This window comes from Brevundimonas sp. (assembly GCF_046295775.1).
GTDB lineage: Bacteria > Pseudomonadota > Alphaproteobacteria > Caulobacterales > Caulobacteraceae > Brevundimonas.
The window spans coordinates 64,715-86,724 of sequence record NZ_JBKBML010000001.1 but is presented as its reverse complement, the minus strand read 5'-3'; the positions used below and the strand labels follow the sequence as shown (position 1 = coordinate 86,724).

Annotated in this window: 25 protein-coding genes; 15 read left to right on the top strand and 10 right to left on the bottom strand. The window is 68.0% G+C overall.

The annotated features are described in order from the left end of the window. Positions 1 to 145: 145 nt before the first annotated feature. Together ACK4I0_RS00485 and alr are read left to right on the top strand one after the other, a co-directional pair. Positions 146 to 358: a cold-shock protein gene (locus tag ACK4I0_RS00485; protein ID WP_003164457.1), complete on the top strand. Its 213-nt coding sequence runs from the start codon at positions 146 to 148 to the stop codon at positions 356 to 358. Positions 359 to 507: 149 nt separating this feature from the next. Next, positions 508 to 1,542: an alanine racemase gene (alr, locus tag ACK4I0_RS00480; protein WP_409606951.1), complete on the top strand. Its 1,035-nt coding sequence runs from the start codon at positions 508 to 510 to the stop codon at positions 1,540 to 1,542. Between the two features lie 3 nt (positions 1,543 to 1,545). Here the strand turns inward: alr and dksA are convergent, their stop codons facing one another. Beyond that, positions 1,546 to 1,980, bottom strand: a complete 435-nt coding sequence (gene dksA / locus ACK4I0_RS00475) for an RNA polymerase-binding protein DksA (RefSeq protein WP_409607307.1) — start codon at positions 1,978 to 1,980, stop codon at positions 1,546 to 1,548. Positions 1,981 to 2,143: 163 nt separating this feature from the next. Next, complete coding sequence (locus tag ACK4I0_RS00470; RefSeq protein ID WP_409606950.1) at positions 2,144 to 2,614, bottom strand: flagellar assembly protein FliX; 471 nt, start codon at positions 2,612 to 2,614, stop codon at positions 2,144 to 2,146. 136 nt (positions 2,615 to 2,750) lie between these two features. On the opposite strand from ACK4I0_RS00470, the gene ACK4I0_RS00465 reads away from it, so the two are divergent. Genes ACK4I0_RS00465 through ACK4I0_RS00450 form a run of 4 tightly spaced genes read left to right on the top strand, consistent with a single transcriptional unit; the run spans position 2,751 to position 6,203 of the window. Continuing rightward, entirely contained in the window at positions 2,751 to 3,854 is a 1,104-nt protein-coding gene (locus ACK4I0_RS00465) for a flagellar basal body P-ring protein FlgI (RefSeq protein WP_409606949.1), read from the top strand. Then, positions 3,854 to 4,153, top strand: coding sequence for a rod-binding protein (locus ACK4I0_RS00460; RefSeq protein WP_135063677.1), 300 nt, complete (start codon positions 3,854 to 3,856; stop codon positions 4,151 to 4,153). The genes ACK4I0_RS00465 and ACK4I0_RS00460 overlap by 1 nt, the downstream gene beginning before the upstream one ends. Beyond that, positions 4,150 to 4,581, top strand: coding sequence for a flagellar basal-body protein FlbY (locus ACK4I0_RS00455; protein ID WP_135063679.1), 432 nt, complete (start codon positions 4,150 to 4,152; stop codon positions 4,579 to 4,581). The genes ACK4I0_RS00460 and ACK4I0_RS00455 overlap by 4 nt, the downstream gene beginning before the upstream one ends. Before the next feature lie 35 nt (positions 4,582 to 4,616). Continuing rightward, positions 4,617 to 6,203: an EAL domain-containing protein gene (locus ACK4I0_RS00450; RefSeq protein WP_409606948.1), complete on the top strand. Its 1,587-nt coding sequence runs from the start codon at positions 4,617 to 4,619 to the stop codon at positions 6,201 to 6,203. 4 nt (positions 6,204 to 6,207) lie between these two features. Here ACK4I0_RS00450 and gor read toward each other — a convergent pair whose 3' ends face one another. Then, positions 6,208 to 7,593 carry a glutathione-disulfide reductase gene (gor, locus tag ACK4I0_RS00445; protein WP_409606947.1) on the bottom strand — a complete coding sequence of 462 codons (1,386 nt, stop codon included), beginning with the start codon at positions 7,591 to 7,593 and terminating at the stop codon, positions 6,208 to 6,210. 135 nt (positions 7,594 to 7,728) lie between these two features. On the opposite strand from gor, the gene ACK4I0_RS00440 reads away from it, so the two are divergent. Genes ACK4I0_RS00440 through ACK4I0_RS00425 form a run of 4 tightly spaced genes read left to right on the top strand, consistent with a single transcriptional unit; the run spans position 7,729 to position 10,641 of the window. Continuing rightward, positions 7,729 to 8,658 (top strand): hypothetical protein, encoded by a 930-nt coding sequence (locus tag ACK4I0_RS00440; protein WP_409606946.1) that lies wholly within the window; start codon positions 7,729 to 7,731, stop codon positions 8,656 to 8,658. Between the two features lie 28 nt (positions 8,659 to 8,686). Continuing rightward, positions 8,687 to 9,625: a hypothetical protein gene (locus ACK4I0_RS00435; RefSeq protein WP_409606945.1), complete on the top strand. Its 939-nt coding sequence runs from the start codon at positions 8,687 to 8,689 to the stop codon at positions 9,623 to 9,625. Between the two features lie 25 nt (positions 9,626 to 9,650). Further along, positions 9,651 to 10,322, top strand: a complete 672-nt coding sequence (locus tag ACK4I0_RS00430; RefSeq protein WP_409606944.1) for a hypothetical protein — start codon at positions 9,651 to 9,653, stop codon at positions 10,320 to 10,322. Then, positions 10,285 to 10,641 carry a hypothetical protein gene (locus ACK4I0_RS00425; protein ID WP_409606943.1) on the top strand — a complete coding sequence of 119 codons (357 nt, stop codon included), beginning with the start codon at positions 10,285 to 10,287 and terminating at the stop codon, positions 10,639 to 10,641. The genes ACK4I0_RS00430 and ACK4I0_RS00425 overlap by 38 nt, the downstream gene beginning before the upstream one ends. Here the strand turns inward: ACK4I0_RS00425 and rpiA are convergent. Together rpiA and glmU are read right to left on the bottom strand one after the other, a co-directional pair. Further along, positions 10,638 to 11,321 (bottom strand): ribose-5-phosphate isomerase RpiA, encoded by a 684-nt coding sequence (gene rpiA / locus ACK4I0_RS00420; RefSeq protein WP_409606942.1) that lies wholly within the window; start codon positions 11,319 to 11,321, stop codon positions 10,638 to 10,640. The genes ACK4I0_RS00425 and rpiA overlap by 4 nt on opposite strands. Further along, positions 11,318 to 12,664, bottom strand: a complete 1,347-nt coding sequence (gene glmU / locus ACK4I0_RS00415; RefSeq protein WP_409606941.1) for a bifunctional UDP-N-acetylglucosamine diphosphorylase/glucosamine-1-phosphate N-acetyltransferase GlmU — start codon at positions 12,662 to 12,664, stop codon at positions 11,318 to 11,320. Before glmU ends, rpiA begins: the two co-directional genes overlap by 4 nt. A 72-nt stretch (positions 12,665 to 12,736) precedes the next feature. Here glmU and ACK4I0_RS00410 point away from each other — a divergent pair, with 72 nt between their 5' ends. Beyond that, positions 12,737 to 13,426 (top strand): HAD-IA family hydrolase, encoded by a 690-nt coding sequence (locus tag ACK4I0_RS00410; protein ID WP_409606940.1) that lies wholly within the window; start codon positions 12,737 to 12,739, stop codon positions 13,424 to 13,426. A gap of 53 nt (positions 13,427 to 13,479) precedes the next feature. On the opposite strand, the gene ACK4I0_RS00405 is transcribed toward ACK4I0_RS00410, so the two are convergent. After that, positions 13,480 to 13,950, bottom strand: coding sequence for a phasin family protein (locus ACK4I0_RS00405; protein WP_409606939.1), 471 nt, complete (start codon positions 13,948 to 13,950; stop codon positions 13,480 to 13,482). A gap of 264 nt (positions 13,951 to 14,214) precedes the next feature. On the opposite strand from ACK4I0_RS00405, the gene ACK4I0_RS00400 reads away from it, so the two are divergent. Continuing rightward, positions 14,215 to 15,645 carry a serine hydrolase gene (locus ACK4I0_RS00400; RefSeq protein WP_409606938.1) on the top strand — a complete coding sequence of 477 codons (1,431 nt, stop codon included), beginning with the start codon at positions 14,215 to 14,217 and terminating at the stop codon, positions 15,643 to 15,645. Between the two features lie 3 nt (positions 15,646 to 15,648). Here ACK4I0_RS00400 and ACK4I0_RS00395 read toward each other — a convergent pair whose 3' ends face one another. From ACK4I0_RS00395 to ACK4I0_RS00385, 3 genes are all read right to left on the bottom strand, one after another. Continuing rightward, positions 15,649 to 16,509 carry a hypothetical protein gene (locus tag ACK4I0_RS00395; protein ID WP_409606937.1) on the bottom strand — a complete coding sequence of 287 codons (861 nt, stop codon included), beginning with the start codon at positions 16,507 to 16,509 and terminating at the stop codon, positions 15,649 to 15,651. A gap of 89 nt (positions 16,510 to 16,598) precedes the next feature. Beyond that, positions 16,599 to 17,510, bottom strand: coding sequence for a transcriptional regulator (locus ACK4I0_RS00390; RefSeq protein ID WP_409606936.1), 912 nt, complete (start codon positions 17,508 to 17,510; stop codon positions 16,599 to 16,601). After that, positions 17,507 to 18,646, bottom strand: coding sequence for a GNAT family N-acetyltransferase (locus ACK4I0_RS00385; protein ID WP_409606935.1), 1,140 nt, complete (start codon positions 18,644 to 18,646; stop codon positions 17,507 to 17,509). The genes ACK4I0_RS00390 and ACK4I0_RS00385 overlap by 4 nt, the downstream gene beginning before the upstream one ends. Before the next feature lie 127 nt (positions 18,647 to 18,773). On the opposite strand from ACK4I0_RS00385, the gene ACK4I0_RS00380 reads away from it, so the two are divergent. The 3 genes from ACK4I0_RS00380 to ACK4I0_RS00370 are packed head-to-tail and all read left to right on the top strand — an operon-like array spanning position 18,774 to position 20,811. Then, positions 18,774 to 18,944: a hypothetical protein gene (locus ACK4I0_RS00380; RefSeq protein ID WP_409606934.1), complete on the top strand. Its 171-nt coding sequence runs from the start codon at positions 18,774 to 18,776 to the stop codon at positions 18,942 to 18,944. Then, positions 18,941 to 19,690, top strand: a complete 750-nt coding sequence (locus ACK4I0_RS00375) for an SGNH/GDSL hydrolase family protein (protein ID WP_409606933.1) — start codon at positions 18,941 to 18,943, stop codon at positions 19,688 to 19,690. The genes ACK4I0_RS00380 and ACK4I0_RS00375 overlap by 4 nt, the downstream gene beginning before the upstream one ends. 38 nt (positions 19,691 to 19,728) lie before the next feature. After that, positions 19,729 to 20,811 (top strand): L,D-transpeptidase, encoded by a 1,083-nt coding sequence (locus ACK4I0_RS00370; protein WP_409606932.1) that lies wholly within the window; start codon positions 19,729 to 19,731, stop codon positions 20,809 to 20,811. Positions 20,812 to 20,817: 6 nt separating this feature from the next. On the opposite strand, the gene ACK4I0_RS00365 is transcribed toward ACK4I0_RS00370, so the two are convergent. Further along, positions 20,818 to 21,954: a DUF2336 domain-containing protein gene (locus ACK4I0_RS00365; RefSeq protein ID WP_409606931.1), complete on the bottom strand. Its 1,137-nt coding sequence runs from the start codon at positions 21,952 to 21,954 to the stop codon at positions 20,818 to 20,820. Between the last annotated feature and the right edge of the window lie 56 nt (positions 21,955 to 22,010).

Sequence of the window (22,010 nt, the reverse complement as noted above, 5' to 3'; positions counted from 1 at the left end):
CGGCGATGTGTGAGCACATGTCGGCCGTCGATCTTTCTGCGCAACGCCCTCTCTCTGCGAACGCACGAGTTCCGGCCGCTCCATTCAGAACCGACAGGTCGCCGGGAATGTCTCCCGAGGCCAACTGCTAACGGAGGTCCTGAAAATGGCTACCGGCACTGTGAAATGGTTCAACTCCACCAAGGGCTACGGCTTCATCCAGCCGGATGACGGCGGCAAGGACGTTTTCGTCCACATCTCGGCCGTCGAGCAAGCCGGCCTGCGCGGCCTGGACGAGAACCAGAAGGTCTCTTACGAAATCGAACGCGACCGCCGCTCCGGCAAGGAATCGGCCGGTCAGCTGAAGACCGAGGGCTAAGCCAGACGGTTCTGGCCGGCCCTGTCGGTCTGATCCATTTGGTCCAGTTCATTCTGGCCCGGAAAACCCCGCCTCGAGGCGGGGTTTTTTCTTGGCCGCTATGCTTCGCAGGGGTTTCAACGCACGCCTGTTGCGCCATAAGGGGCCCAATGCCCTCCCCGGCCACCCTAGACATCGACCTCGGCGCCCTGGCGCGCAACTTCCATGCCCTGGAAGCGATCTCGGGCGCTCCCGTGCATCCGGTGGTCAAGGCCGACAGCTATGGGCTGGGCGCCGCGCGCTGCGCGGCGCGCCTCATGGCCGAAGGCGCCCGCACCTTCTTCGTCGCGCGTCCCGCCGAGGGCCTGGCCCTGCGGACGGCGCTGGGCGGCGAGCCGGTCATATACGTGCTGGACGGCTGCCCCGCAGACACCGCCACTCAACTGCGCGACGCCGACCTGCGGCCGGTGATCAACCAGCCGGACCAGCTTCGGGCCTGGATGGCGGCGGGCGGCGGCGCGTGCGGGTTACAGATCGACACCGGCATGAACCGCCTGGGCGTCCGTCCCGAGGACGCGCCTGAACCGTTCGACGGGCTTGCCTTGGTCATGAGCCACTTGGCCTGTGCGGATGCTCCCGACGAGCCCATGAACCGGCGCCAGCGCGACGTTTTCGCCGAGATTTCCAGCCGGTATCCGGGGGCGCTGAAGTCTTTCGCCAACTCGGGCGGCTGTTTTCTGGGGGCCGACTTCGCCTTCGACGCCGTGCGGCCGGGCATTTGTCTATATGGCGGCGGCCCCGAAGGCCGGCCCGATCCGCGCATCGCCCCGGTGGCGACCCTGACCGCCGAGGTGCTTCAGGTTCGCGACGTGCCGGCGGGCGAGAGCATCGGCTATTCGCGAGGTCATGTGGCGGATCATCCCCTGCGCATCGCCATCTGCGCGACGGGCTATGCGGACGGGGTGCTGCGCGCGTCCAGCCCTCGCGGCGCGGTCTGGCTAAGCGGAGGCTTGCGGGCCATCCTGGGCCGGGTGTCGATGGACGTGATCGCCGTGGATGTCACGGGGGCCGACGTCGCGACGGGCGACCGCGCGGAGCTGTTCGGCCCGAACCGAATGCTGGACGAGGCGGCCGCGGCCGCCAGCACCATCGCCTATGAACTGCTGACCTCGGTCACGCCGCGTGTGGAGCGGCGCTACCGCTGACGCCTATTCGTCGCGGTGGACTCGCTCGCGGCGCTCGTGGCGTTCCTGGGCCTCGACCGACAGGGTCGCTGTCGGGCGGGCCTCCAGGCGGCCCAGACCGATCGGTTCGCCGGTGTCCTCGCAATAGCCGTAGGATCCATCCTCGATCCGCCGCAGGGCGTCGTCGATCTTGGAGATCAGCTTGCGCTGACGATCCCGGGTGCGAAGCTCCAGCGCCCGATCCGACGCCGAGGAGGCGCGATCCAGCAGGTCCGGATGATTTTCGGTCTCGGCCTTGAGGTTCACCACCGTACCGCGAGATTCGCGAAGGATTTCATCCTTCCACGCCAGCAGCTTGTGTTTGAAATAGGCCAGCTGCCGCTCATTCATGAACGGCTCGTCCTCGGACGGTCGATAGGCGACCGTGTTATGTACGGCAACAGACGCTAATGCGTTCATCGCACTCACGCTTTCTCTTCGCGCCCCCCTGCGGCGCAAGCCAGCCGTATAGGCAGGTCATCGAGTCGCGGCAACGATGTTCTCGCACCAAAGCCCGGTTAAGCTTCGTAAACGCGCCGGGCGTGACATTTCGTCCTCACTCGCCCTTGACGCGAACGCGGCGTCAGACGCGCGCGCGTTCAGCCTTGGCCAGTTCCACAGCCGCGCGCAGGTCGATCTGATCCAGTACGGCGGCCAAACCCGCATCGCCGTCGCCCTCGCCCCGCTCCTCGCGCACGCTGCGGGCCAGCCGCTCCAGCGCAGGTCCGGGCGCCTGGCCCGAGAGCAGCGAAAGCTTCAGATCATCCAGCCGATCCAGGAGGCCCGCGCCGCGCCGGATCGAGCGACGACGGCGCTCCAACGGATCCTCCACCCCTTGCAGCGCCATCAGGGCCGAGACGCCGGCGACAGAGCCGCTGGCGTTGGAAGCCGTGGTGGCCGACGCGGCGCCCGCACCGCCCTGGGGCACGCTGAAGCCGCCCGACGCGCGGGCGGGCCGAGCCGAGGGACCGGCGGGGGTCGGGCCTGTGGGGCCGGTGACCTTCATGGGCGGACGCTCCAGTTCACGAGCCCGAACTTCGATCGCGTCGGTCAAGGCTTGGTTAACGGCCCGGCAGAATCTGCCCGCACGATCCGAGCTCCCTCTGGCCCGGCGCTGAAAAGACACGGCAATTTTCTCGGCACGGGACTGGCATGGTGAACGCGGACCGTTCGCGTCCGAAGGCTCGACCATGAAGAAACTGCTCGCCACCCTGATCGCCCCCCTCGCCCTTCTGGCGGCGGCTGACGCCGCCTCGGCCCAGTCGCGGATCAAGGACATCGCTTCGGTCGAGGGCGTGCGTTCCAACCAACTGGTCGGCTACGGCCTGGTCGTCGGCCTGAACGGCACCGGCGACAGCCTCCGGAACTGCCCCCTCACCCGCCAGTCGCTGGAGGGGATGATGGAGCGACAGGGCGTCAACATCCGGGGCTCGACCGCCAACACCAAGAACGTCGCCGCCGTCATGGTGACCGCCGACCTGCCCGCCTTCGTCACGCCCGGCGCGCGCATCGACGTCAATGTCTCGGCCATGTGCGACGCTAAGAGCCTGCTGGGCGGCACGGTCCTGGTCACCGCGCTCCAGGGCGCGGACGGCGAGGTCTATGCGGTGGCGCAGGGCACGGTCCAGACCGGCGCCGTCTCCGCCTCGGGCGGCTCCGGCTCCTCCATCACGCGCGGCGTGCCGACGGCCGGCCGCATCTCTTCGGGCGGGGTGGTCGAGCGCGAGACCGGCTTCAACCTGGGTCAGATGCAGGAGGTCCGCCTGACCCTGCGCAATCCCGACTTCACCACCGCCCAGCGTGTCGCCGGGGCCATCAACGCCGCCTTCCCCCAGACCGCCTTCGCAGAGAACGGCACGGTCGTCGCCCTGCGCCCGCCAGCAAACTTCGGCGCCGCAGGCTTCCTCAGCCGCGTCGAGAACCTGCCGATCCAGGTTGACGCCCCGGCCAAGGTCATCATCGACGAGGTCAATGGCGTGGTCGTCATGGGCGAGGCCGTGCGCATCTCCACCGTGGCCATCGCCCAGGGCAATCTGACGGTCTCGGTCCAGGAGACGCCGCTGGTCAGCCAGCCCGAGCCGTTCAGCCGCGGCGAAACGGTCGTCGTCCCGCAGTCCGACGTCACCGTAGAGGAAGAGACCGGTCGCCAGATGCGCATCATCGGCGGCGGGGCCAATCTGTCGACGCTGGTCAATGGGCTGAACGCGCTCGGCGTCACGCCGCGCGACATGATCTCCATCCTGCAGGCCATCAAGGCGGCCGGCGCGCTGCAAGCCGACATCGAGGTGATGTAATGAGCGACCTCGCCGTCTCTCCCGCCCTGCTGGCCGGCGCGCCCCAGCGCCCTGCTGTGAACACCGAGAAGGTCCGCGAAACCGCCCAGGCGTTCGAAGCTAGCTTTCTGGCCCAGATGCTGCGCCCCATGTTCGAGGGCCTGTCCACCGAAGCCCCCTTCGGCGGCGGCAACGCCGAGGCGACGTGGCGCGGCTTCATGATCGACGCCATGGCGAAACAGACCGTCCAGGCGGGCGGCATCGGTCTGTCGGACCGCATCATGTCCGAGATGCTGAAGATGCAGGAGGCTCGCCAATGACCGAACTCGCCGTCGCACGCGCCCATCGCCTGATCCGCCTGACCGAAGACCTGACCGAACGCCTCGCCGCCGAGACCGCCGCCTTCGAGGCGCGACGGCCCCAGGACGTGGCCCACGGCCTGGCCGCCACCCAGGAGATGGCCAACGCCTATCGCCGCGAGTCCGCCCAGCTGAAGGCCGATCCATCGCAGCTGGCCCAGGCGCCCCTGGCCGACCGTCAGGCCCTGATCCAGGCCACGCGCGCCTTTGAAGCCGTGCTTGCCCGCCACGCCTCGGCCGTCGAGGCCGCCCGCACCATCTCCGAAGGCCTGGTGCGCACCCTGGCCGGCGAAGTGGCCGCCGCGCGCCCTCCCGCCGCCGCCTACGGCCCCGGCGGTCACGCCGCTCAGGGCGACGGCCGCGCGGTCGCCTTCAACCGCACGGCCTGACGGTTTCTTAAGCCCACGCCGCTAAGCCTGCGTTTATGTCGCTCGCCGCGCGCCTTCTGGGCCTAGCCTTCGCCTCCGCCGACGCTCTGGTCGAGCTGGACGGCAAGGGCGTCGTGGCCTTCGTGCTGGGCGCCGGACCGACCTCGGGCCTGAACATCGCCGCCGCCTGGCAGGGCAAGCCCTTCGCCGATCTGGTGGTGGACGCCGCGCCCGTTCATGCGCTGTCGAGGCTGACGCCGGGCGCACGTTCCGATCGTATCGAAGTCCTGATCGCGTGCGGGGAGGGCAAGGCCCGGCGCGCGTGGGTGCGCGCCTTCATCCTGCCCGAGCGGGCGCCCGCCGTATCGCTGGCGGTCATCTACGAGGGCCCCGTTATCGACGCCGTCGCCGCCGCGCCCGAGCCGCTGCTGGACGCCGAAGACTTCATGGCCTCGGCTAGCCGCGCCCTGGTCGAGGGCCGCGGCGAGGGCAAGGCCTACGCCCTCACCTTCCTCGACCTGCCGGGCGCCGGCGACGACGGGGCCGACAAGGCCATGGCGCGCGTCCGGTCGGTGCTGCAGTCCGCCTCCATTCCCGGCATGAACGCCGCCCAGCTGACCGACGAGCGGTTCGCCTTGCTGCGCGACGCCGAGGACGGCCGCGACATCGCCGACGAGGTACGCCAGGCCGGGGCGGCCGAGGGTTTCGCCTTCGCCCCCGTCTGCGCCGACGCCCAGGTGGCGCCGGGAACCGAGCCCCTGTGCGCGCTCAGGGCCATGCGCTTCGCCATCGAAGGCTGCCTGAAAGACGGGGGGCTGCAGAACCCCGAGATGGCCTTCGCCGACTCGTTGAAGAAGACGCTGCGCGACGCCGACCGTTTCCGCGGCATGGTCCGCACGCGCGAGTTTCAACTGCACTATCAGCCCATCGTCGATCTGGACGTCCGGGCCGTGCACCATTTCGAGGCCCTGGCCCGGTTTGGTCCCGGCGGCAGCCCGGCGGCGGCGATCCACCTGGCCGAAGAACTGGCCCTGATCGAGGACTTCGATCTGGCCGTGGTCGAAAAGGCCCTGTCCAAGATGCGCCAGCCGGGCTTCGGCTTGGCCAAGGTGGCGGTCAACATCTCGGGCGCCTCGCTGGCCGACGACCGCTATGTCCAGGCTCTGCTGAAGATGACGGCGGCAAAACCCGAAGATCGACGCCGCCTCAGCGTCGAGGTGACCGAGAGCGCGGCACTGGCCGACATCGAGGCCGCCGACCGGCGCCTGTCGGCCCTGCGCCAGGCCGGGATCAAGGTCTGCATTGACGACTTCGGCGCGGGCGCGGCCTCGTTCGACTATCTGCGCCGCCTGTCGGTCGACACGGTCAAGATCGACGGGGCCTTTGTCGAGAACCTGCAGTCAGAGCCCAAGACGCGCGCCCTGCTGAAGTCGGTGGTGGATCTGGCGACGTCGCTGAACATGACCACCATCGCCGAGCGCATCGAAACCGAGGCCGAGTGCGCCGCCGTCAAGGCGCTGGGCGTCACCCACGGCCAGGGCTGGCTGTTCGGCAAGGCCGAGCCGGAACCGCGCGCGGCGCCGGCTGCGGCCCCCGTCGGCGGCTTCGCCCGCCGCCGAGGCGCGGTAGAAAGCTGGGGCTGAGGCTCTACCCGGCCGTCATGTGCGCAGGCGACTGCTTCTCTTTCAGCGTGACCAGCTCCTCGGCCATGGTCGGATGCACCGCGCAGGTGGCGTCCCACTGAGCCTTGGTCAGGCCCGCCTTCACGGCGATGGCGGCCAGCTGGATCATCTCGGGCGACTCGGGCCCGACGATGTGGACGCCCACGACGCGCTGGCTGTCGGCGTCGACCACCAGCTTCATCAGCACCCGCTCGTCGGAGCCGGTGAAGGCGTATTTCATAGGGCGGAAGCGGGTGACGTAGACGTCCACGCCCTTGGCGCAGCTATGCCGCGCCTCGGCCTCGGTCAGACCCACAACGCCGACGGGCGGCTGGCTGAACACGGCGGTGGCGACGGCTTCGTAGTCGAAGGCCTGCGGGTTTTCGCGATAGACGGTCTCGTGGAAGGCCACCGCCTCGCGGATCGCCACGGGCGTCAGGTTCATGCGGTCGGTCACGTCGCCGATGGCCCAAATGTTCTCGGCCGTGGTGCGCGACAGGTCGTCGACCTTGATCGCGCCGGCGTCGTTCAGTTCGACCCCGGCCGTCTCCAGACCCAGGTCCTTGACGTGCGGCACGCGACCGGTGGCGAACATCACCACATCTGTCTCAATGGCATGACCGTTCTCCAGGTGGTTCACTAGGCCCGTCTCGGTCTTTTCGATCGACTTGTGCTGGCAACCCAGGATGACCTTGATGCCGCGCTTCTCGATCTCGCCGGCCAGGTGGGCGCGCACATCGTCGTCGAAGCCGCGCAGGATGTTCGGCCCGCGATAGATCAGGGTCGTCTCGACCCCCAGGCCGGCGAAGATTCCAGCGAACTCCACCGCGATATAGCCGCCTCCCGCGATCAGGATGCGTTTGGGAAGTTCGGGCAGATGGAAGGCTTCTTCCGACGTGATGGCGTGCTCGACGCCCGGCAGGCTCTCGGGCTTCCACGGCCGGCCGCCGGTGGCGATCAGGATCTTTTCAGCCGTGATGGTCTGGTCCTTGCCGACGATCTCGACCGTATGGGCGTCCTTCAGCACCGCGCGGCCATGCACCAGATCGACCCCCGCCTTGCCCAGGTTGGCGGCGTAGATGCCCGACAAGCGCGCGATCTCGACGTCCTTGGCCTCCAGGAAGGTCGGCCAATCGAACTTCGCATTGTCGAACGACCAACCGTAGCCCTCGGCGATCTCCAGCGCGTGGCTGACCTCAGAGGCCATGACCATGAACTTCTTGGGCACGCAGCCGCGGATCACGCAGGTGCCCCCGACCCGGAACTCCTCGGCGATCGCCACCCGCTTGCCGCCCAGCGCCGTCAGCCGCGCCGCCCGCACCCCGCCAGAGCCCGCGCCGATGACGAAGAGGTCGTAGTCGTATTGGGTCATGCCGATCCTAATCGCTGCCTGTGGCCGACTTAGGCGCCGACAGGGCCTGCGACAACCCGGCGTCGATAGTGACAAAACTGTGTCTAGACACCGCCGGTTTCAAATCGCAAAGTTATCCAACCTTAGGGGGAACGCATGATTGAGCTGCTCATTGCCGGGTGGTTGGCGGCCGTATCGCCTCAGGTTCAACCCCAAGACCCTGTCGCCCGTGACGAGCCGACGCGCCTCGAGGATGTCGAGGTGGCCGGCCGGCGGCTGGAGACGATTGTGCAGGATTTCGTCTCGAACGTCGCGGCGCCTGTGTACCGTCGAAACTTCGCGCGTTGGAACCAGGGAGTGTGCGTCGGCGCAGCGAATCTCAGAGGCGAGATCGGCCAGTACGTGGTCGACCGCGTGTCGACGGTGGCCGAGGACTTGGGGTTGCGACCCGGAGCCCCCGGATGCACGGCCAACATCATGGTGATCGCCAGCTCTGACCCTTCTGGCCTGGCTCAGACCCTGGTTTCACGCAGTCCTAAGAATTTCCGCCCGGGCGGACCGGGGATGGAGCACGGCGACGCAAAGCTGCGCGCCTTCCAGGCCAGCGACCGCCCGGTACGCTGGTGGCCGATCAGCGTGCCGATGGATTCCCACACGGGACAACGCGCCGTCCGCATCCCAGGCGATTGTCAGCACCCCTGCTCGTCGGTGTTCGACTACACTCCGCAAATCCATCTGACATCATCGTCTCGGATCAGCACTCAGATCGTCGACAATCTGGTACGTGTCATCGTGATCGTGGACGCCAGCCAACTGGACGGAATAACCGCTCAGCAGTTGGCCGACTACGTCGCCATTGTGTCTCTGACGCAGATCGACCCCGAAGCCGACACGTCCAGCTACGCCAGCATCCTGAACCTATTCGAAGACCCAGCTTCGACTGACACGCTCACATCCTGGGACATGGCCTACCTACGCGGGATTTACGGGTCGCAACGCACTCACCGTCTTCCTGGCGCCAACAGGGCCGAGGTAGCAGCCTCGATCCGGCGCGCGCATCATCAACTTCGGGACGCCCAACCGTGATCATCCATCACTTTCAAGGAAACGTCTGATGCTTGGCCCCCTGCTTGCTGGCATTCTCGCCGCATCCTCGCCCCAGCAACAGCCGACCGCCAGCGATCCCGAGACGCCGACGCGGCTCGAAGACATCGAAGTCACCGGGCGACGGCTGGAGACCGTTATACGCGACTTCGTCAATGACGTTGCAGCTCCCAACCCTGGGCGTAATTTGGCGCGATGGGATCGCGGGGTCTGCATTGGGGCCGCCAATTTCCAGGCCGAAACGGCTCAGTATCTGGTTGATCGCATCTCGACCGTGGCCGATGATCTGGGGCTTCGGTCCGGCGCGCCAGGCTGTAAGCCCAATGTCCTAGTGATCGCGTCCTCCGATCCCAATGTCCTGGCGTCGGACCTAATCGAGCGCAGCCCCCTGTCGTTCAGGCCCGGCGGGTCCGGCATGGATCGGGGCGGTTCTCAACTCCGAGCCTTCCGCGACAGCGACCGGCCGGTCCGCTGGTGGGCGGTCAGCGTGCCGACCGATTCACATACGGGCCAGCGCGCCGTGCGTCTGCGCGGTGAATGTGCTGATCCTTGTTCCAAAGTAGAGCATTATGCGCCACAGATCGAAGTGTTCGCGGCGTCGCGACTCTCAACCCAGATCGTCGATGACCTGAACCGCGTCATCGTGATTGTGGACGTGAACAAGATCGATAACGTCTCAGCGCAGCAGTTGGCCGACTACGTCGCCATGGTGTCGCTATCCCAGATCAATCCGACGGCCGACACCAGCGCCTATGCCTCTATCCTGAACGTGTTCGACGAGCCGGACTACGCCTCCTCCCTGACGGAATGGGACCAGGCTTATCTGCGCGGTCTTTACGGCTCCCAGCGCACGCAGCAGCTTGCCGGCGCCAACCGATCTGAGGTCGTGGCGACCATCCGGCGCGCCCATAGCGACTTGCGCCGACAAGCCGACCAGACGGAAAACTGAATCCCGATATACAGGGACTCACGCCATGATCGAACTTCTGCTCGCCGGCCTGATTGCATCCGGCACGCCCGACTCTCTTCCGCAAGCCCAGCCTACGGCCGTGTCCGTGTCACCCGACCCTGACACGCCCACCCGCCTGGAGGACGTGCAAGTCATTGGACGGTCTCTGGAGAATCTAGTTCGCGGATTTGTCGACGATGTAGCCGCGCCCAATCCGCGTCGGAACCTGGCGCGCTGGAACGCGCCCGTCTGCGTGGGGATGACCTCCGCCCATCTCGGCGCTGAAACCACTCAGTACATCGTCGATCGTGTTTCCACCGTGGCCGAGGATGTGGGACTGCGGACCGGCGCGCCGGGCTGCACGCCCAACATCATCGTGGTGGCCAGCGACGATCCCAACCAGACGGCGGCCGCCATGATTGATCGGCGCCGCTCGGTGTTTCGCCCTGGGGGCGGCGGCATCGAGCGTGGCGGCGCGGCGCTGAGAGCTTTCCGCAACAGCGACCAGGCCGTGCGCTGGTGGGCGCTCAGCATGCCGACCGATGCGTTTTCAGGAGCGCGCGCCGCGAGATTGCCGGGCGATTGCCAGGAACCCTGCACCGTCGATCCACAGCAGGGGGGGGCAAAGCGCACTCGGCTTCGCTCCCATAATCAACCAGATGTCCGGGGGGCGCATCGGCACCCAGATCGTCGATGACCTGTTCCGCGTCATCGTCATCGTTGACATCAACAAGGTCGAGGGTTTCTCGGCGCAGCAGTTGGCCGACTACATCGCCATGGTGTCGCTGGCCCAAATCAATCCAGAGGCGGATACCAGCCGCTATGCCTCCATCCTGAATCTGTTCGAAGAGCCGGATTACGCGACCACGCTGACCGACTGGGATCAGGCCTATCTCAGCGGCCTCTATAGCGCGCAGCGTACTCAAAAGCTGGCCGGGGCCAACCGGTCCGAGATCATCGGCACGATCCAGCGCGCCCATCGCGATCTGCGCCAGGACCGCGACGCCCAGGACTAGGGCGCCCGTGTCTCCACGCCTATGTCCTGGCCGATGATCGCCTCATCGGCCAGGTCCAGGAACAGGCCGTGCTCGACCACGCCGGTGATCAGCTTCAGGTCGTCGGCCAAACGTGACGGGTCGTGGATGGCGCCGCAGCGCGCGTCGTAGATGACGTTGCCGCCGTCGGTGCGCACTATGCCGCGTTCGGCCTGACGCAACCGCGCGGGCTGGCTGATCTCGTGATCGGACAGGACGTCGGCGATGCGGTTGCCCGTGGTCTTGTGGCCGAAGGCGACCACCTCGATCGGCAGGGCGAAGGCGCCCAGGGTCGTCACCACCTTGGCCGCGTCGGCGATGACGATGCAGCGGTCCGACGCCTCCCACACCAGCTTCTCGCGCAACAGGGCCGCCCCGCCGCCCTTGATTAGCGCCAGCCCCGGACCGATCTCGTCGGCTCCGTCGACCGTCAGGTCCAGGCGCGGCGTATCCTCCAGCGTCGACAGCGTCAGCCCCAGCTCGCGCGCCAGATCGGCGGTGGCCTCCGACGTCGGCACGCAGCGCAGATCAGGCAGGTTGCGCGCCGCCAACGCCCGCACGAACCAGGCTGCGGTCGAGCCGGTGCCAAGCCCGACCTTCATGCCGGCGTCGACGCGCAGTGCGGCGGCCTCGCCGGCGTTGCGTTTCTGAATATCACTCATCGGGCCGCCTTCTTCGCGCGCATCGCAGCCATGAACCGCCCGGCCCAGCCCGGTTTCATCGTCTGTTCGCCCCGCCCCAGCGCCAGGTCGCCGGCCCCCACGTCGCGCGTGATCACCGAGCCCGAGCCGATCATGGCCCCCTCGCCGATCCGCACAGGCGCGACAAGGGCGCTGTTGGAGCCGACGAAGGCTCCCTCTCCCACCTCGGTGCGGTGTTTGAAGAAGCCGTCGTAGTTGCAGAAGATGGTCCCGGCGCCGATGTTGGCCCCCGCCCCCACCGCGCCGTCGCCCAGATAGGCCAGGTGATTGGCCTTGGCGCCCTTGGCCATCGTCACGTTCTTGACCTCGACGAAGTTGCCGACCTTGACCCCCTCGGCCAGGTCCGCGCCGGGACGCAGCCGCGCGTAGGGTCCGACCTCGGCGCCGGCGGCGACGCGCGCGCCCTCGATGTGGCTGAAGCTGCGGATGCGCGCGCCGCCTTCGATCACCGCGCCGGGCCCGAAGACCACATAGGGCTCGATCACCGCCCCACCGCCGATCCGGGTGTCCCAGCTGAAGTGAACGGTGTCGGGCGCGGCCATGGTCACGCCGTTCTCCATGGCCGTCTCGCGCTGCACCTTCTGGAACAGGGCCTCGGCCTGGGCCAGCTCGCCCTGGGCGTTGACGCCCATCACCGCGTCCTCGGGCGCGAAGACGGCGCGGGTCGGGTGGCCGGCCTCGCGCGCCAGGGCCACCACGTCGGTCAGATAGTATTCGCCCTTGGCGTTGGCGTTGGTCACCCGGTCCAGCAGGTCGAACAGCACCCCGGCCGGCGCGGCCAGGACGCCGGAGTTGCAGGCGGTGATGCGCAGCTGATCGGCGCTGGCCTCCTTGGCCTCGACGATGGCCTCCAGCCCGGCGTCGGTCAGGATCAGACGGCCGTAGGCGCCGGCGTCGCGGGCCTCGAAGCCGATCACCGTCACCCCGTCGGCGCCGAAGGCCGGTGCGATGTCCGACGCCTTGAGCAGCGGCACGTCGCCATAGGTCACCACCACTTCGCCGTCGAAGTCCGCCAGCGCCTCGCGCGCGGCCAGAACCGCATGGCCGGTGCCCAGCGGCGGGTCCTGCACCGCCACCGCCGCCTCGCCCAGCCGCTTGACGACATGGGCGCGTACCTCGGGCGAATGGTCGCCGACCACCACCACCACGCGTTCGCAGCCCAGCGCCTCTGCCGCATCGATGGCGTGGTCCAGCATGGCGCGGCCGCCGACGCGATGCAGCACCTTCGGCAGCGGCGATTTCATCCGCGTGCCCTGCCCGGCGGCCAGAATGACGGCGGCGCGGGCGCGTGTCGGCGTGGTCATGAATCGTTCCTGCGGGTGGTCGGCGCTTGCGATCTAGCCTAACGGCCTGCGCATCGCGAGCAAGGAGAGCCCATGAGCGGCCACGAACTGACCGGCTGGACCCTGGCCTTCGACCTGGACGGCACCCTGGTGGAGACCGCGCCCGATCTAATCGGCACGCTGAACCGCCTGCTGGCCCAGCGTGGCCTGCCCCAAGTCCCGCTGGCCTCGGCGCGGCACCTGGTCGGGCACGGGGCGCGAGCGCTGCTGGAGCACGGCTTTCAGGAGGCGGGCGCGACCTGGGACGAGGCGGCGTCGCCCGCTCTGTTCGACGCCTTCATCGACGACTATCTGGCCCACATCGCTGACGAAAGCCGCCTCTACGACGGCGTGGTCGAGACGCTGGGTCGGCTGGCGGCGCGCGGCGCGATCCTGTGCGTGGCGACCAACAAGCGCACCGACCTGTCGGTCGCCCTGATCGAGGCCCTGGGCCTGACGCACCATTTCGCCGCCATCGTCGGCCCCGATGTCGTCAGCGCCCGCAAGCCGTCCGGCGCGCATCTGCGTGAAGCCGTGCTCAAGGCCGGCGGCGATCCGGCCCGCGCCTTGATGATCGGCGACAGCGCGACCGACGCCCGCGCCGCGCGCGACGCGTCCATGCCCTGCGTTCTGGTCAGCTTCGGCTACACCGACATTCCGGTTCGAGAGTTGGATGTCGAGGCGGTCATCGACCGCTTCGATGAGTTGGAGCCTGTCATCGACCGGCTGACCATCACGACATGAAAAAGCCCCGGCGTCTCCGCCGGGGCTCTTCAACTTCTCAGTCAATCGCCGATTTAGCGAGCGGCCTGCAGCGTCTCGACCGAGGCGGTGACGCGCTCGTTGATCGGCTTGAAGCTGTCCTTGACCGAGGCGGTCAGGGTCTCGGTCATGCGGGTCATTTCCGAGAGGTAGGCCTCCGAGGCCGACTTGGCCCACGAGGTCTGCAGCTCGACCAGTTCCTGGATCGAACGGGCGGTCGCCATCGACTGGGCGGCGGCCATGTTGTCTTCCCAGCTTTTCTTGCCAAAGGCCAGGGCCTGTTGCGACAGGGCTTCGGCGCCCTTCTGGGCGGCCGAGGCCGACTCGACCATGGCTTCCAGGTTGCGCTTGCTCTGGGCGTTCATTTCGCTGAAGCCGGCGACGGACTTGTCCACGCCTTCGCGGAACGCCTGGGCGCCGGCGGCCTGGAACTGTTCGGCCTGGGCCTTGGTCTTGGCGGCGGTCTGTTCGACGGTCTTCTTCACGGTTTCGTTGGCGTCAGCCATGTCGGGATCTCCTGAAAGCGAGGCTCGCGGGTGGTCCGCGTTATGATTTCCGCACCAGGCGATTCCGGCGCGATGGAAGCTATATGGTGCAAGTGCGAAAGCACGTCAAGGTTTATTGTGCGCCGCACAAAACCGTCAGGCTCGTGTCTTCAAATCTACGTTGACAGCCCGTTAACCGCGACGAAACGCCCTCGGGGCATGCTAGCTGTTTGATGGCGTAGCGTCGGGGGCAGCCGGCGCACAGTATGAATGAGGGTCAACACCTTGAAGACTCCCGCCCAGCTCGCCCGCTTCGCGCCTGCATTGGCCGCAGCCGCCCTTGTCGCACTCATGCCCAATCCAGGGCCGGCGCCGGTCGCGCAATCCAACGAGAACGCCCGCTACGCCGCTGTCGTGGTGGATGCTGCGTCCGGCGAAGTGCTGTTCGCCCGTCACGCGGACGCCCGTCGCTACCCCGCTTCGGTGACCAAGGTCATGACGCTGTACCTCGCGTTCGAGGCGCTGTCGGAGGGCAAGGTCAGCCTGGACGACGTGATCACCGTCTCGCCCCGCGCCGCTTCTCAGCCGCCGTCAAAGCTCGGCCTTGCGGCGGGCCAGACCATCACGCTGGACAATGCGATGCGCGCCACCGCCGTGCGCAGCGCCAATGACATGGCCTTGGCGATCGCCGAGCACATCGGGGGCTCAGAAGCTCGGTTCGCCGCCATGGCGACGCGCAAGGCCGAAGAACTGGGCATGACCCAGACGCGCTACGTCAATCCGCACGGCCTGCCCGACGGGCGCCAACTGACGACCGCGCGTGACCTGGCCGTCCTGGCCCGCGCCGTCATGCGCGACTATCCGCAGTATTATCGCTATTTCGGCCTGCACGACTGGGCCTACAACGGCCGCGACTACCGCAACACCAACGGCCTGCTGAACATGGCGGGCTATGACGGGATCAAGACCGGCTTCACCAACGCTTCGGGCTACAATCTGGCGGCGTCGAAGGTCGAGAACGGCAAGCGGCTGATCACCATCGTGCTGGGCGGACGCTCCAGCGCCAGCCGCAACGCGCACGTCGCCGAGCTGATGAACACCGGGTTCGAGGTCGAACGCCGGCGCGAGCGTGGCGAGCGTCTTCAGGTGGCCCAGGCCTTCTTCGAACAGCGTGGCTTCGGCATCGGCTCCAATCCCGACAACGCCGCGCCGATCGCCTACGCAAGCCTGCAGCGCGACGAGGACGAGGACGGCGGCGGGGCCGCCGCGTCAGCGCCAATCGGCGCCGGCGTGGCTCTCGTTTCGGGCCCGGCGCCCGCCAATCTGCCCAACCGCGTCGCGCCCGCGCCGTCGGCCCGGCCCGTCGTTCGCGCGGAGGCTCCGGCCCCGCGGACGCCGGAAGGGCTGACCGCCTCTCTGAACGGCGGCGCGGTCACGCCCCGCGAATCGCTGAACCGCCAGACCGCGTCGCGGGCATCGTCCGGGGGCTGGGCCGTCCAGGTCGGGGCCTTCAAGGATCAGAAGGTGGCGGACGACTGGCTGGCCGAGGTGGCGCGCCGCTTCCGCAGCCAGTTCAATGGGGCCGACCGCGATGTTCAGGTCGCAGGCGAATGGTATCGCTCCCGCTTCGTGGGCCTAAGCCGGGACGCTGCTGAAGCGGCCTGCGCCGCCCTGTCCGAGCGGCGCGTCACCTGCATGGTGATCCGACCGGCCTAACGGCTACCGGCCGACGACGACCCGGCCGGAACCGAAGCTGTTCTGGGTCACATTTCCGCTGACGCTGGCAACGCGCACGCTGCCGGATCCGGCGAAGCTGGCGGACACATCGCCGACGGGCGCATTGGCGTCGACGCTGCCCGAGCCGCCGATGGCGGCGGTCAGTCGACCGATCCGGCCGCCGTCGATGCGGATGCCGCCAGAGCCGCCGATAGCGGTCGCGACGTCGCCCTGCACCGAAGCCACGCGCACGCTGCCAGAGCCGCCGATGTTGGCGTCTAGGCTCCGGGTTGCGCCGGCGCGCACCGAGCCGGAGCCGCCGATGTTGGCCTTCAGGGACTCTGTTGCTCCAGCGCGGATGGAGCCTGACCCGCCGACGTTCAGCGCCGCCGGCCCCGCGACATTGGCCACCGTCCAGCCGCCGCATCCGCCCGAGGCCAGTTCAAGCGAGTTCGCCCCACGGCCGACCGAGCCGAACACCGCCCCGCCCGCTGACACCTCCACATCACGGGGCGTGCGGACAACGATCAGCGGCGCGTCCTCCATATTGACCCTCCCATGCCCGCGCACCTCCACCGAGGCGCCCTCGCCGGGCTGGCGGGCGTCTGACGACGCGGACGTGCAGTTGCGGACGGGATTGCGGCCGATCTCGCCGAAGATGCGGACGTCATCGCCGCGCCGCGCGACGCGTGGCATGGGCAGGCCCGCCCGGCCCGGCTCGATCTCCACGGCGATGTCCGTGCGATCCTCGGGGATCACCACCATACGAGCCACGGCGTCGCGCACCTCCACGCTTTGAGCGGCGGCGGGCAAGGCGGCGGTCAGGCCGGCGACGGATGCGGCGATAAACAGGGCGGTCTTCATCGGCTTGTCTCCCTCGATTGCTGATCGAAGGGTGCGGCCGGGCCTGGACCAAGTCACTTTAAAACGAGGTCATGACCTCGTTGTAATCTCTAGCTCTTCAGCGTGCCTGCGCCATCGGCGGCGCCGATCTCGGGCTCGAAGTCCCGCGCCAAGCCGGCGATGCGGTTCTCGATAACACCCATCCGCTTCAGCGCCAGCGATCCGGCCCAGCGAGCGGCCATGGCCGGACGGCTGAGGCGATCCGTCGGCGCAGGCCGCGCCCCGTTCAGACGACGCCAGGCGTTCACATACAGCGCCCCGTTGCGCAGCCGCGTGCCCCAGGTCTGATATTCGATCGAAAGCGACACGCAGAACCGATCCAGGTTCTCGACCCGGTGCGGAGCGTAGAAGGGCCAGGTCGCCATCTGACCGGGCTCCAAGTCGAGCACCTGCGCATCGGCCTCGAACGCCAGGCGATAGGGCGTCTCCTCGGTCGTCTGGCGCGATACGACCTTCTCCATCGCAGCTTCGGGCAAGTGCGCCTCGTCGCCTGGATAGACGAACAGCCGTTTGCGCCCACGCAGGTGGAACAGGGCCACCCCCGCCGCGTCGAAATGATAGGGCACGCGCGCCTTGGGCGACGAGAGGATCAACTGGCCGCTCGCCCCGGCCGCCTTCAGGCCCGGATAGGCCGCCTGCATGCGATGAAAGTCCGTCATGGCCGAGCCCCACAGCTCTGGCCAGCCGCGCTCGACCTCACGCAGATTGACCCAGAGACGACCCTGCTTGATCGCCTCCAGCAGGTCCGCGCCCGACAGCCGGCCACGCGCACCGGTGCGCATCGAGACCTGCCCCTCATCGTCGAAATCGTAAAGGTTGATGTCGAACAGTTCGGCCGGATAGCGGTCGAGCAGCTCCGCCAGGGCCTCGTCTGCGGCGAAGCCCTGTTCGACCAAGCCATGAGAATGCACCTCGGCTAGGCGGATCGGCCCTGGATAGCGCGTGCCGGCCGGAGGGCTCATGCCGGTGCCCGGTCGCGCGACAGCTTTCCCACCGCGGCCCCGGCCGCCGCCGCCATGCCCTTGAGCTGGTTGAGGGCGTCGATCTCGCAGGCCTCGATGGCCCCGAGACGGCGGCGCACGCTCAGGCGCAGGCGCTCGCCCCGGCCTTCGCCAGCCAGGTTCACCGCCGCGACGGCGGCGCCGCTCAACGCCGACCGCAGGCCGGGCCGATTGACCACCGCCTCGCCCACCATGCGCGAGCCGGTGTTGAAGTATTTCTTGTAGCCCTCTTCGCCCACGCCAAAGTCGAACACCTTCCAGCCGCGATCCGCGCCCTGCCGAATGGTGTCCAGCGTCAGCAGGATACCCGGCGAACAGCGCGCCAAACCTGGCGTATAGGCCGGAAACCAGAAATGCAGGCTCGAGCCGGCGTGCAGGCTGTATTCGGCCGCCATCAGATTGTCGCCCGCCCACAACGCCGCGATGGAGCCGCCGAAGTCGGCGTCCGCGTCGCGCATCAGATCCGCCAGCAGGTCGCGCGTCCAGCCGCAGGCGAAGACATCGTGGCGGGCCGAGCGGCGATACTGCTCGCTCTTCATGCTCAAAATCCAGGCCAGCAAGGCCGGATCGTTCATCCCCACCTCGACGCGCAAATCGCCGAACTCGGCCTGCATGCTGCGCCGCGCCCTCTCCTTGTCCTTGAAGAACTTGCCGAATGTCGCGCGGCGCTCGGCGTACCAGGGCTCAAAGCCATCGTCATTCAGCTCGGCGCGCACCGTCGGGCGCTGTCCCGCCGTGCGGCTGGGACCGACCCAGCCGCCGACGGCCAGTCGCGGCGCTCGCAGCAGCAGCGCCGCCTCTTCCAAATCCGGCCCCTCGCCGGCGAAGGCGATCACGCCGTGATAGTCGCTCATCGGCGCGCCCAGAGGTTGGACCGTGGCACCGCGCGTCTGATGGGGCAGGAAGCCGACGATCCGACCCCCGCGCTGGAAAACCGCCACCTTGGCGCCAGGGCTGACCCGGCCGGCCGCCTGGGTGAAACGCGGATCGAAATAGGGGCTGTCGAACACAGGATCGGCCGCGACCATGGCCCGCCACAGGGCCAGCATCTCGGGCGTCAGCGCCTCTGGCGCGATCAGATCGGCGGTCGTGTGCATGGTCTGGAGGTTAAGGGGGTCCGCCTTGCATCGACGTTTAGCGTCATGGTGAACAAAGCGTGCGGGAGCCCTGTAACAGGCCGTGCGTTGATCCTGGCTCTACCGCCTCATAGACCGGAGCCAGAACATGACCGACCCCCGCCGCCCACCGACCCGCGAGACCGAAACCGAGCAGCAGCGTCAGCCGGATCACGACGGCGAACCGCCGCGCCCGGCCACCGAGCCGCCGGGCTCCGAGGGCTCATCCAACCCCGGCGACACCGAAACCGACCCCGCAACCGGAGAACCTAATCCGTGAAATCCGCAGTTCTCGCCTTCGCCGCCGCCAGCCTGACGCTTGCTACCCCCTTGGCGGCGCAAGCCCAGACGGTTCCTGCCGCCTGCCCGGTGAAGGCCGAGAACATCGTTTCCAACGACGGACTTTCGCGCGCCCGCGCCGCCGTGCGGGAAGGCCGCCTGACCGTGCTGGCCATGGGCTCTTCCAGCATCGAGGGTATCGGCGCCAGCCGCCGGGAGCTGGGCTTTGTTCCGCTGCTTGAACAGGGCCTTCGCGAGCGGTTGCCAGGCGTCGAAATCACTGTCGTCAACAAGGGCATAGGCGGAGAAACCGCCAAGGAGACCGCGGACAGGCTGGAGCGTGAGATCGTGGCCAGTCGGCCCGATCTTGTCTTGTGGCAGCTGGGCACGAATGACGTGTTGCGCGATCGCTCCATGGACGACTTCTTCGCCGACTTCCGTCGGGGTCAGGGCGTGCTGGACGAGGCCGGCGTCGACGTCGTCCTGATCGACCCGCAGCGCCTGCCGGACAATGCGCGCAATCCGGCCTTCCAGGGGCGCAACCCGGCCTTGTCCGAGATTTCGCGCCTGATCGCTCTTGAAGGCGGGCGCGTCGGCTATGGCGTTCAGCACCGGTTTGCGGCCATGAGCGGCTGGTCCGGCCTGGATCGCGGCGGCGTCGGTCCCGACGATCTGCATTTGAACGACCCTGGCTACGCCTGCTGGTCGGCCAATACTGCGGAAGGTCTCGCAGCCGCCCTGCGCTGACTTCGGAACACAAGCCGGATCAAGGCATTGAGCCGGTCATGAGCCTTAGCCGTACGGCGCGTTACGTCGCCCCCGCCCTCGCCCTGCTTCTTCCCCTCACCATCGCCGCCTGTGATCGCGGACAGCCGCAGGCGCCGGCGGAGAGCCGCCAATCCGCCCAGGGCGGACTGTCACGCGACGCCATCGAACGGGCCGTCTTCACCCAGCCCGCGCCAGCGCCCGCGGCCGTGGAAGGCCAAGCTGCGCCGCCCCTGCAAGCTCAGCCCGATCCGGCCGTCATCCGCGCTCAGATCCTGCTCGGCCGCGCCCGCTTCTCACCGGGCATCATCGACGGTCTTGGCGGCGAAAACACCAGCCAAGCGATCGCCGCCTTTGAAAAGGCCGCGGGTCTGACCGAAGACGGCGTCCTGGATCAGCAGGTCTTCGACCGCCTCACCTCAGGCGACAGCAGCCCGGTCCTGGCGGATCACGTCGTGACCGCCCAGGACGTCGAAGGCCCCTTCATAGGCACGGTGCCGACCGATCTGGAGGCGATGTCGGAACTGGACCGGGTCGGCTACGCCACGCCTCTGGAAGGTCTGGCCGAGCGCTTCCAGATGACCGAGGCTCTGCTTCAGGCACTGAACCCCGGTGTCGATTTTGGCACGGCGCAAGGGCTGGTCGGCAAAACCTTGGTGGTGGCCGCAGTCGGCGCGCGCGAGCTCCCTTCCGAAGTCGCCTACGTCGTCGTGGACAAGACCGAGAGTTCGGTGCGCGCCTTTGACGGTTCGGATCGGCTGATCGCCTTCTACCCGGCCACCATCGGGTCGACCGAGCGGCCGGCGCCGTCGGGAACCCTGACGGTGGTGGGCGTCGCCAATGACCCCGACTACGCCTACGATCCTTCGCGCGTGACGTACGATCGGGGCCCGCGCCGCATCCTGGTGCCGCCCGGCCCGAACAATCCGGTGGGCTCGGTCTGGATCGCCCTGTCGCGTGACACCTACGGCATTCACGGCACGCCGGATCCGTCGAAGATCGCCAAAACGGCGTCGAACGGCTGCGTGCGCATGACGAATTGGGATGCCGAGCAGTTGGCGGCCGCCGTCAAGCCGGGCGTCGAGGTCCGCTTCGTCGGCTGACGCGCGTCAGGCGGCGCGTTGATGCTCGCTTGTCGCCATAGGCCGGTCCAGGCGCTCCATCAGATAGGCGAGGTCCTCGCGCGCCACGGCGGGGCGCTGGCTTAGAAACCGCTCCAGCATCCGCTCGCGGAACGCCTCGCCCGACGTGTCCGCCCCCTCCCCCTGCAAGGCCTTCCAGGTGTCGACCCCAGCCCTGAAGGCCGCGAACAGGCGCGGCGGCAGTCCAGCGCGGTCATAGAGGGCTTTCAGCCCAAGAGGGCCGCCGTCGTGCACCATCAGCCAGGCCCGCTGGTGCGGCGTCTGCGCCAGTTCAGCCAGACCATGCTCGAACAGGGTCATGCGCCCGCGCGCAAGTGCGCGAAGCAGAAGCGAGGCGTTCAGCACTTTGCGAGCGTTCAGCTGGGCGACGAAGTCCGCCAAGTCCGCCTGACCGGCCGCCTGGTCTATCAGGTCCACCGTCGCCCGCTCGCGCGCGAACTGGGTGAGGCGGACAGCCGTTTCCGGCGCTATTGCGTGTCGGCTGACAAGGTGCTCGCGCACCGTTTCCGAGGCGATCTCGATAAGCTGTTCGGTGATGTGCAATGGCAGCACCTGCCTGTAGGCGAGCGCGGCGACGACGTCGTCCACCCGACCGAACCGCTCGACCGCACGCTCCAGGGCGCGCTCGGACAGGTCGGCGTTGTCATTCGACGCCAAGGTGCGCACCGCCTCGTGCGCGCCATGCTCGGCCACCGCGTCCGCGACATCGCGCGAGACAGACGGCCGACCAGCGACCGCGACCTGCCGCGCCGCCGAGCCCGCCCTTACGATCTCGATCAAGTCCTCGTCGTGGAAGGCGGGCGAACAAGCGATGATCGGCAGGGCAACCGTCTCGATGTCGGCGGCCAGGCGCCGGGCCAGGTCGCGGGGGATCAGGTCGGACGACTTCAAGGTGACCGCCATGGCGCGTCGGACCATTTCGGCCGAATCCTCGGCCAGCAGACGCAAAATCTTTTCGGCGGCCGCACGCCCCTCTTCGTCCAGAGGCAGGCGCTCCATGCTGCGGCACAGCTTGTGCGCAGCCGAGGCGCGTTCGTCTTCGTCGTCCGCCTTGATCAGCCGACGGATGTCCATTTCGGTCAATCGAGCGCGGTGGGCGGTCATAGGCGGATCTCGGCGGTTCCGAAGCTGGAAGCGCCCAGACCATCAGCCTGACATGC

Excerpts from the sequence above, each read along its gene's own strand:
- ACK4I0_RS00485 (WP_003164457.1), top strand. The coding sequence starts at position 146 with ATGGCTACCGGCACTGTGAAATGGTTCAACTCCACCAAGGGCTACGGC.
- alr (WP_409606951.1), top strand. The coding sequence starts at position 508 with ATGCCCTCCCCGGCCACCCTAGACATCGACCTCGGCGCCCTGGCGCGC.
- dksA (WP_409607307.1), bottom strand. The coding sequence starts at position 1,980 with ATGAACGCATTAGCGTCTGTTGCCGTACATAACACGGTCGCCTATCGA.
- ACK4I0_RS00465 (WP_409606949.1), top strand. The coding sequence starts at position 2,751 with ATGAAGAAACTGCTCGCCACCCTGATCGCCCCCCTCGCCCTTCTGGCG.
- ACK4I0_RS00460 (WP_135063677.1), top strand. The coding sequence starts at position 3,854 with ATGAGCGACCTCGCCGTCTCTCCCGCCCTGCTGGCCGGCGCGCCCCAG.
- ACK4I0_RS00455 (WP_135063679.1), top strand. The coding sequence starts at position 4,150 with ATGACCGAACTCGCCGTCGCACGCGCCCATCGCCTGATCCGCCTGACC.
- ACK4I0_RS00450 (WP_409606948.1), top strand. The coding sequence starts at position 4,617 with ATGTCGCTCGCCGCGCGCCTTCTGGGCCTAGCCTTCGCCTCCGCCGAC.
- gor (WP_409606947.1), bottom strand. The coding sequence starts at position 7,593 with ATGACCCAATACGACTACGACCTCTTCGTCATCGGCGCGGGCTCTGGC.
- ACK4I0_RS00440 (WP_409606946.1), top strand. The coding sequence starts at position 7,729 with ATGATTGAGCTGCTCATTGCCGGGTGGTTGGCGGCCGTATCGCCTCAG.
- ACK4I0_RS00435 (WP_409606945.1), top strand. The coding sequence starts at position 8,687 with ATGCTTGGCCCCCTGCTTGCTGGCATTCTCGCCGCATCCTCGCCCCAG.
- ACK4I0_RS00430 (WP_409606944.1), top strand. The coding sequence starts at position 9,651 with ATGATCGAACTTCTGCTCGCCGGCCTGATTGCATCCGGCACGCCCGAC.
- ACK4I0_RS00425 (WP_409606943.1), top strand. The coding sequence starts at position 10,285 with ATGTCCGGGGGGCGCATCGGCACCCAGATCGTCGATGACCTGTTCCGC.
- rpiA (WP_409606942.1), bottom strand. The coding sequence starts at position 11,321 with ATGAGTGATATTCAGAAACGCAACGCCGGCGAGGCCGCCGCACTGCGC.
- glmU (WP_409606941.1), bottom strand. The coding sequence starts at position 12,664 with ATGACCACGCCGACACGCGCCCGCGCCGCCGTCATTCTGGCCGCCGGG.
- ACK4I0_RS00410 (WP_409606940.1), top strand. The coding sequence starts at position 12,737 with ATGAGCGGCCACGAACTGACCGGCTGGACCCTGGCCTTCGACCTGGAC.
- ACK4I0_RS00405 (WP_409606939.1), bottom strand. The coding sequence starts at position 13,950 with ATGGCTGACGCCAACGAAACCGTGAAGAAGACCGTCGAACAGACCGCC.
- ACK4I0_RS00395 (WP_409606937.1), bottom strand. The coding sequence starts at position 16,509 with ATGAAGACCGCCCTGTTTATCGCCGCATCCGTCGCCGGCCTGACCGCC.
- ACK4I0_RS00390 (WP_409606936.1), bottom strand. The coding sequence starts at position 17,510 with ATGAGCCCTCCGGCCGGCACGCGCTATCCAGGGCCGATCCGCCTAGCC.
- ACK4I0_RS00385 (WP_409606935.1), bottom strand. The coding sequence starts at position 18,646 with ATGCACACGACCGCCGATCTGATCGCGCCAGAGGCGCTGACGCCCGAG.
- ACK4I0_RS00380 (WP_409606934.1), top strand. The coding sequence starts at position 18,774 with ATGACCGACCCCCGCCGCCCACCGACCCGCGAGACCGAAACCGAGCAG.
- ACK4I0_RS00370 (WP_409606932.1), top strand. The coding sequence starts at position 19,729 with ATGAGCCTTAGCCGTACGGCGCGTTACGTCGCCCCCGCCCTCGCCCTG.
- ACK4I0_RS00365 (WP_409606931.1), bottom strand. The coding sequence starts at position 21,954 with ATGACCGCCCACCGCGCTCGATTGACCGAAATGGACATCCGTCGGCTG.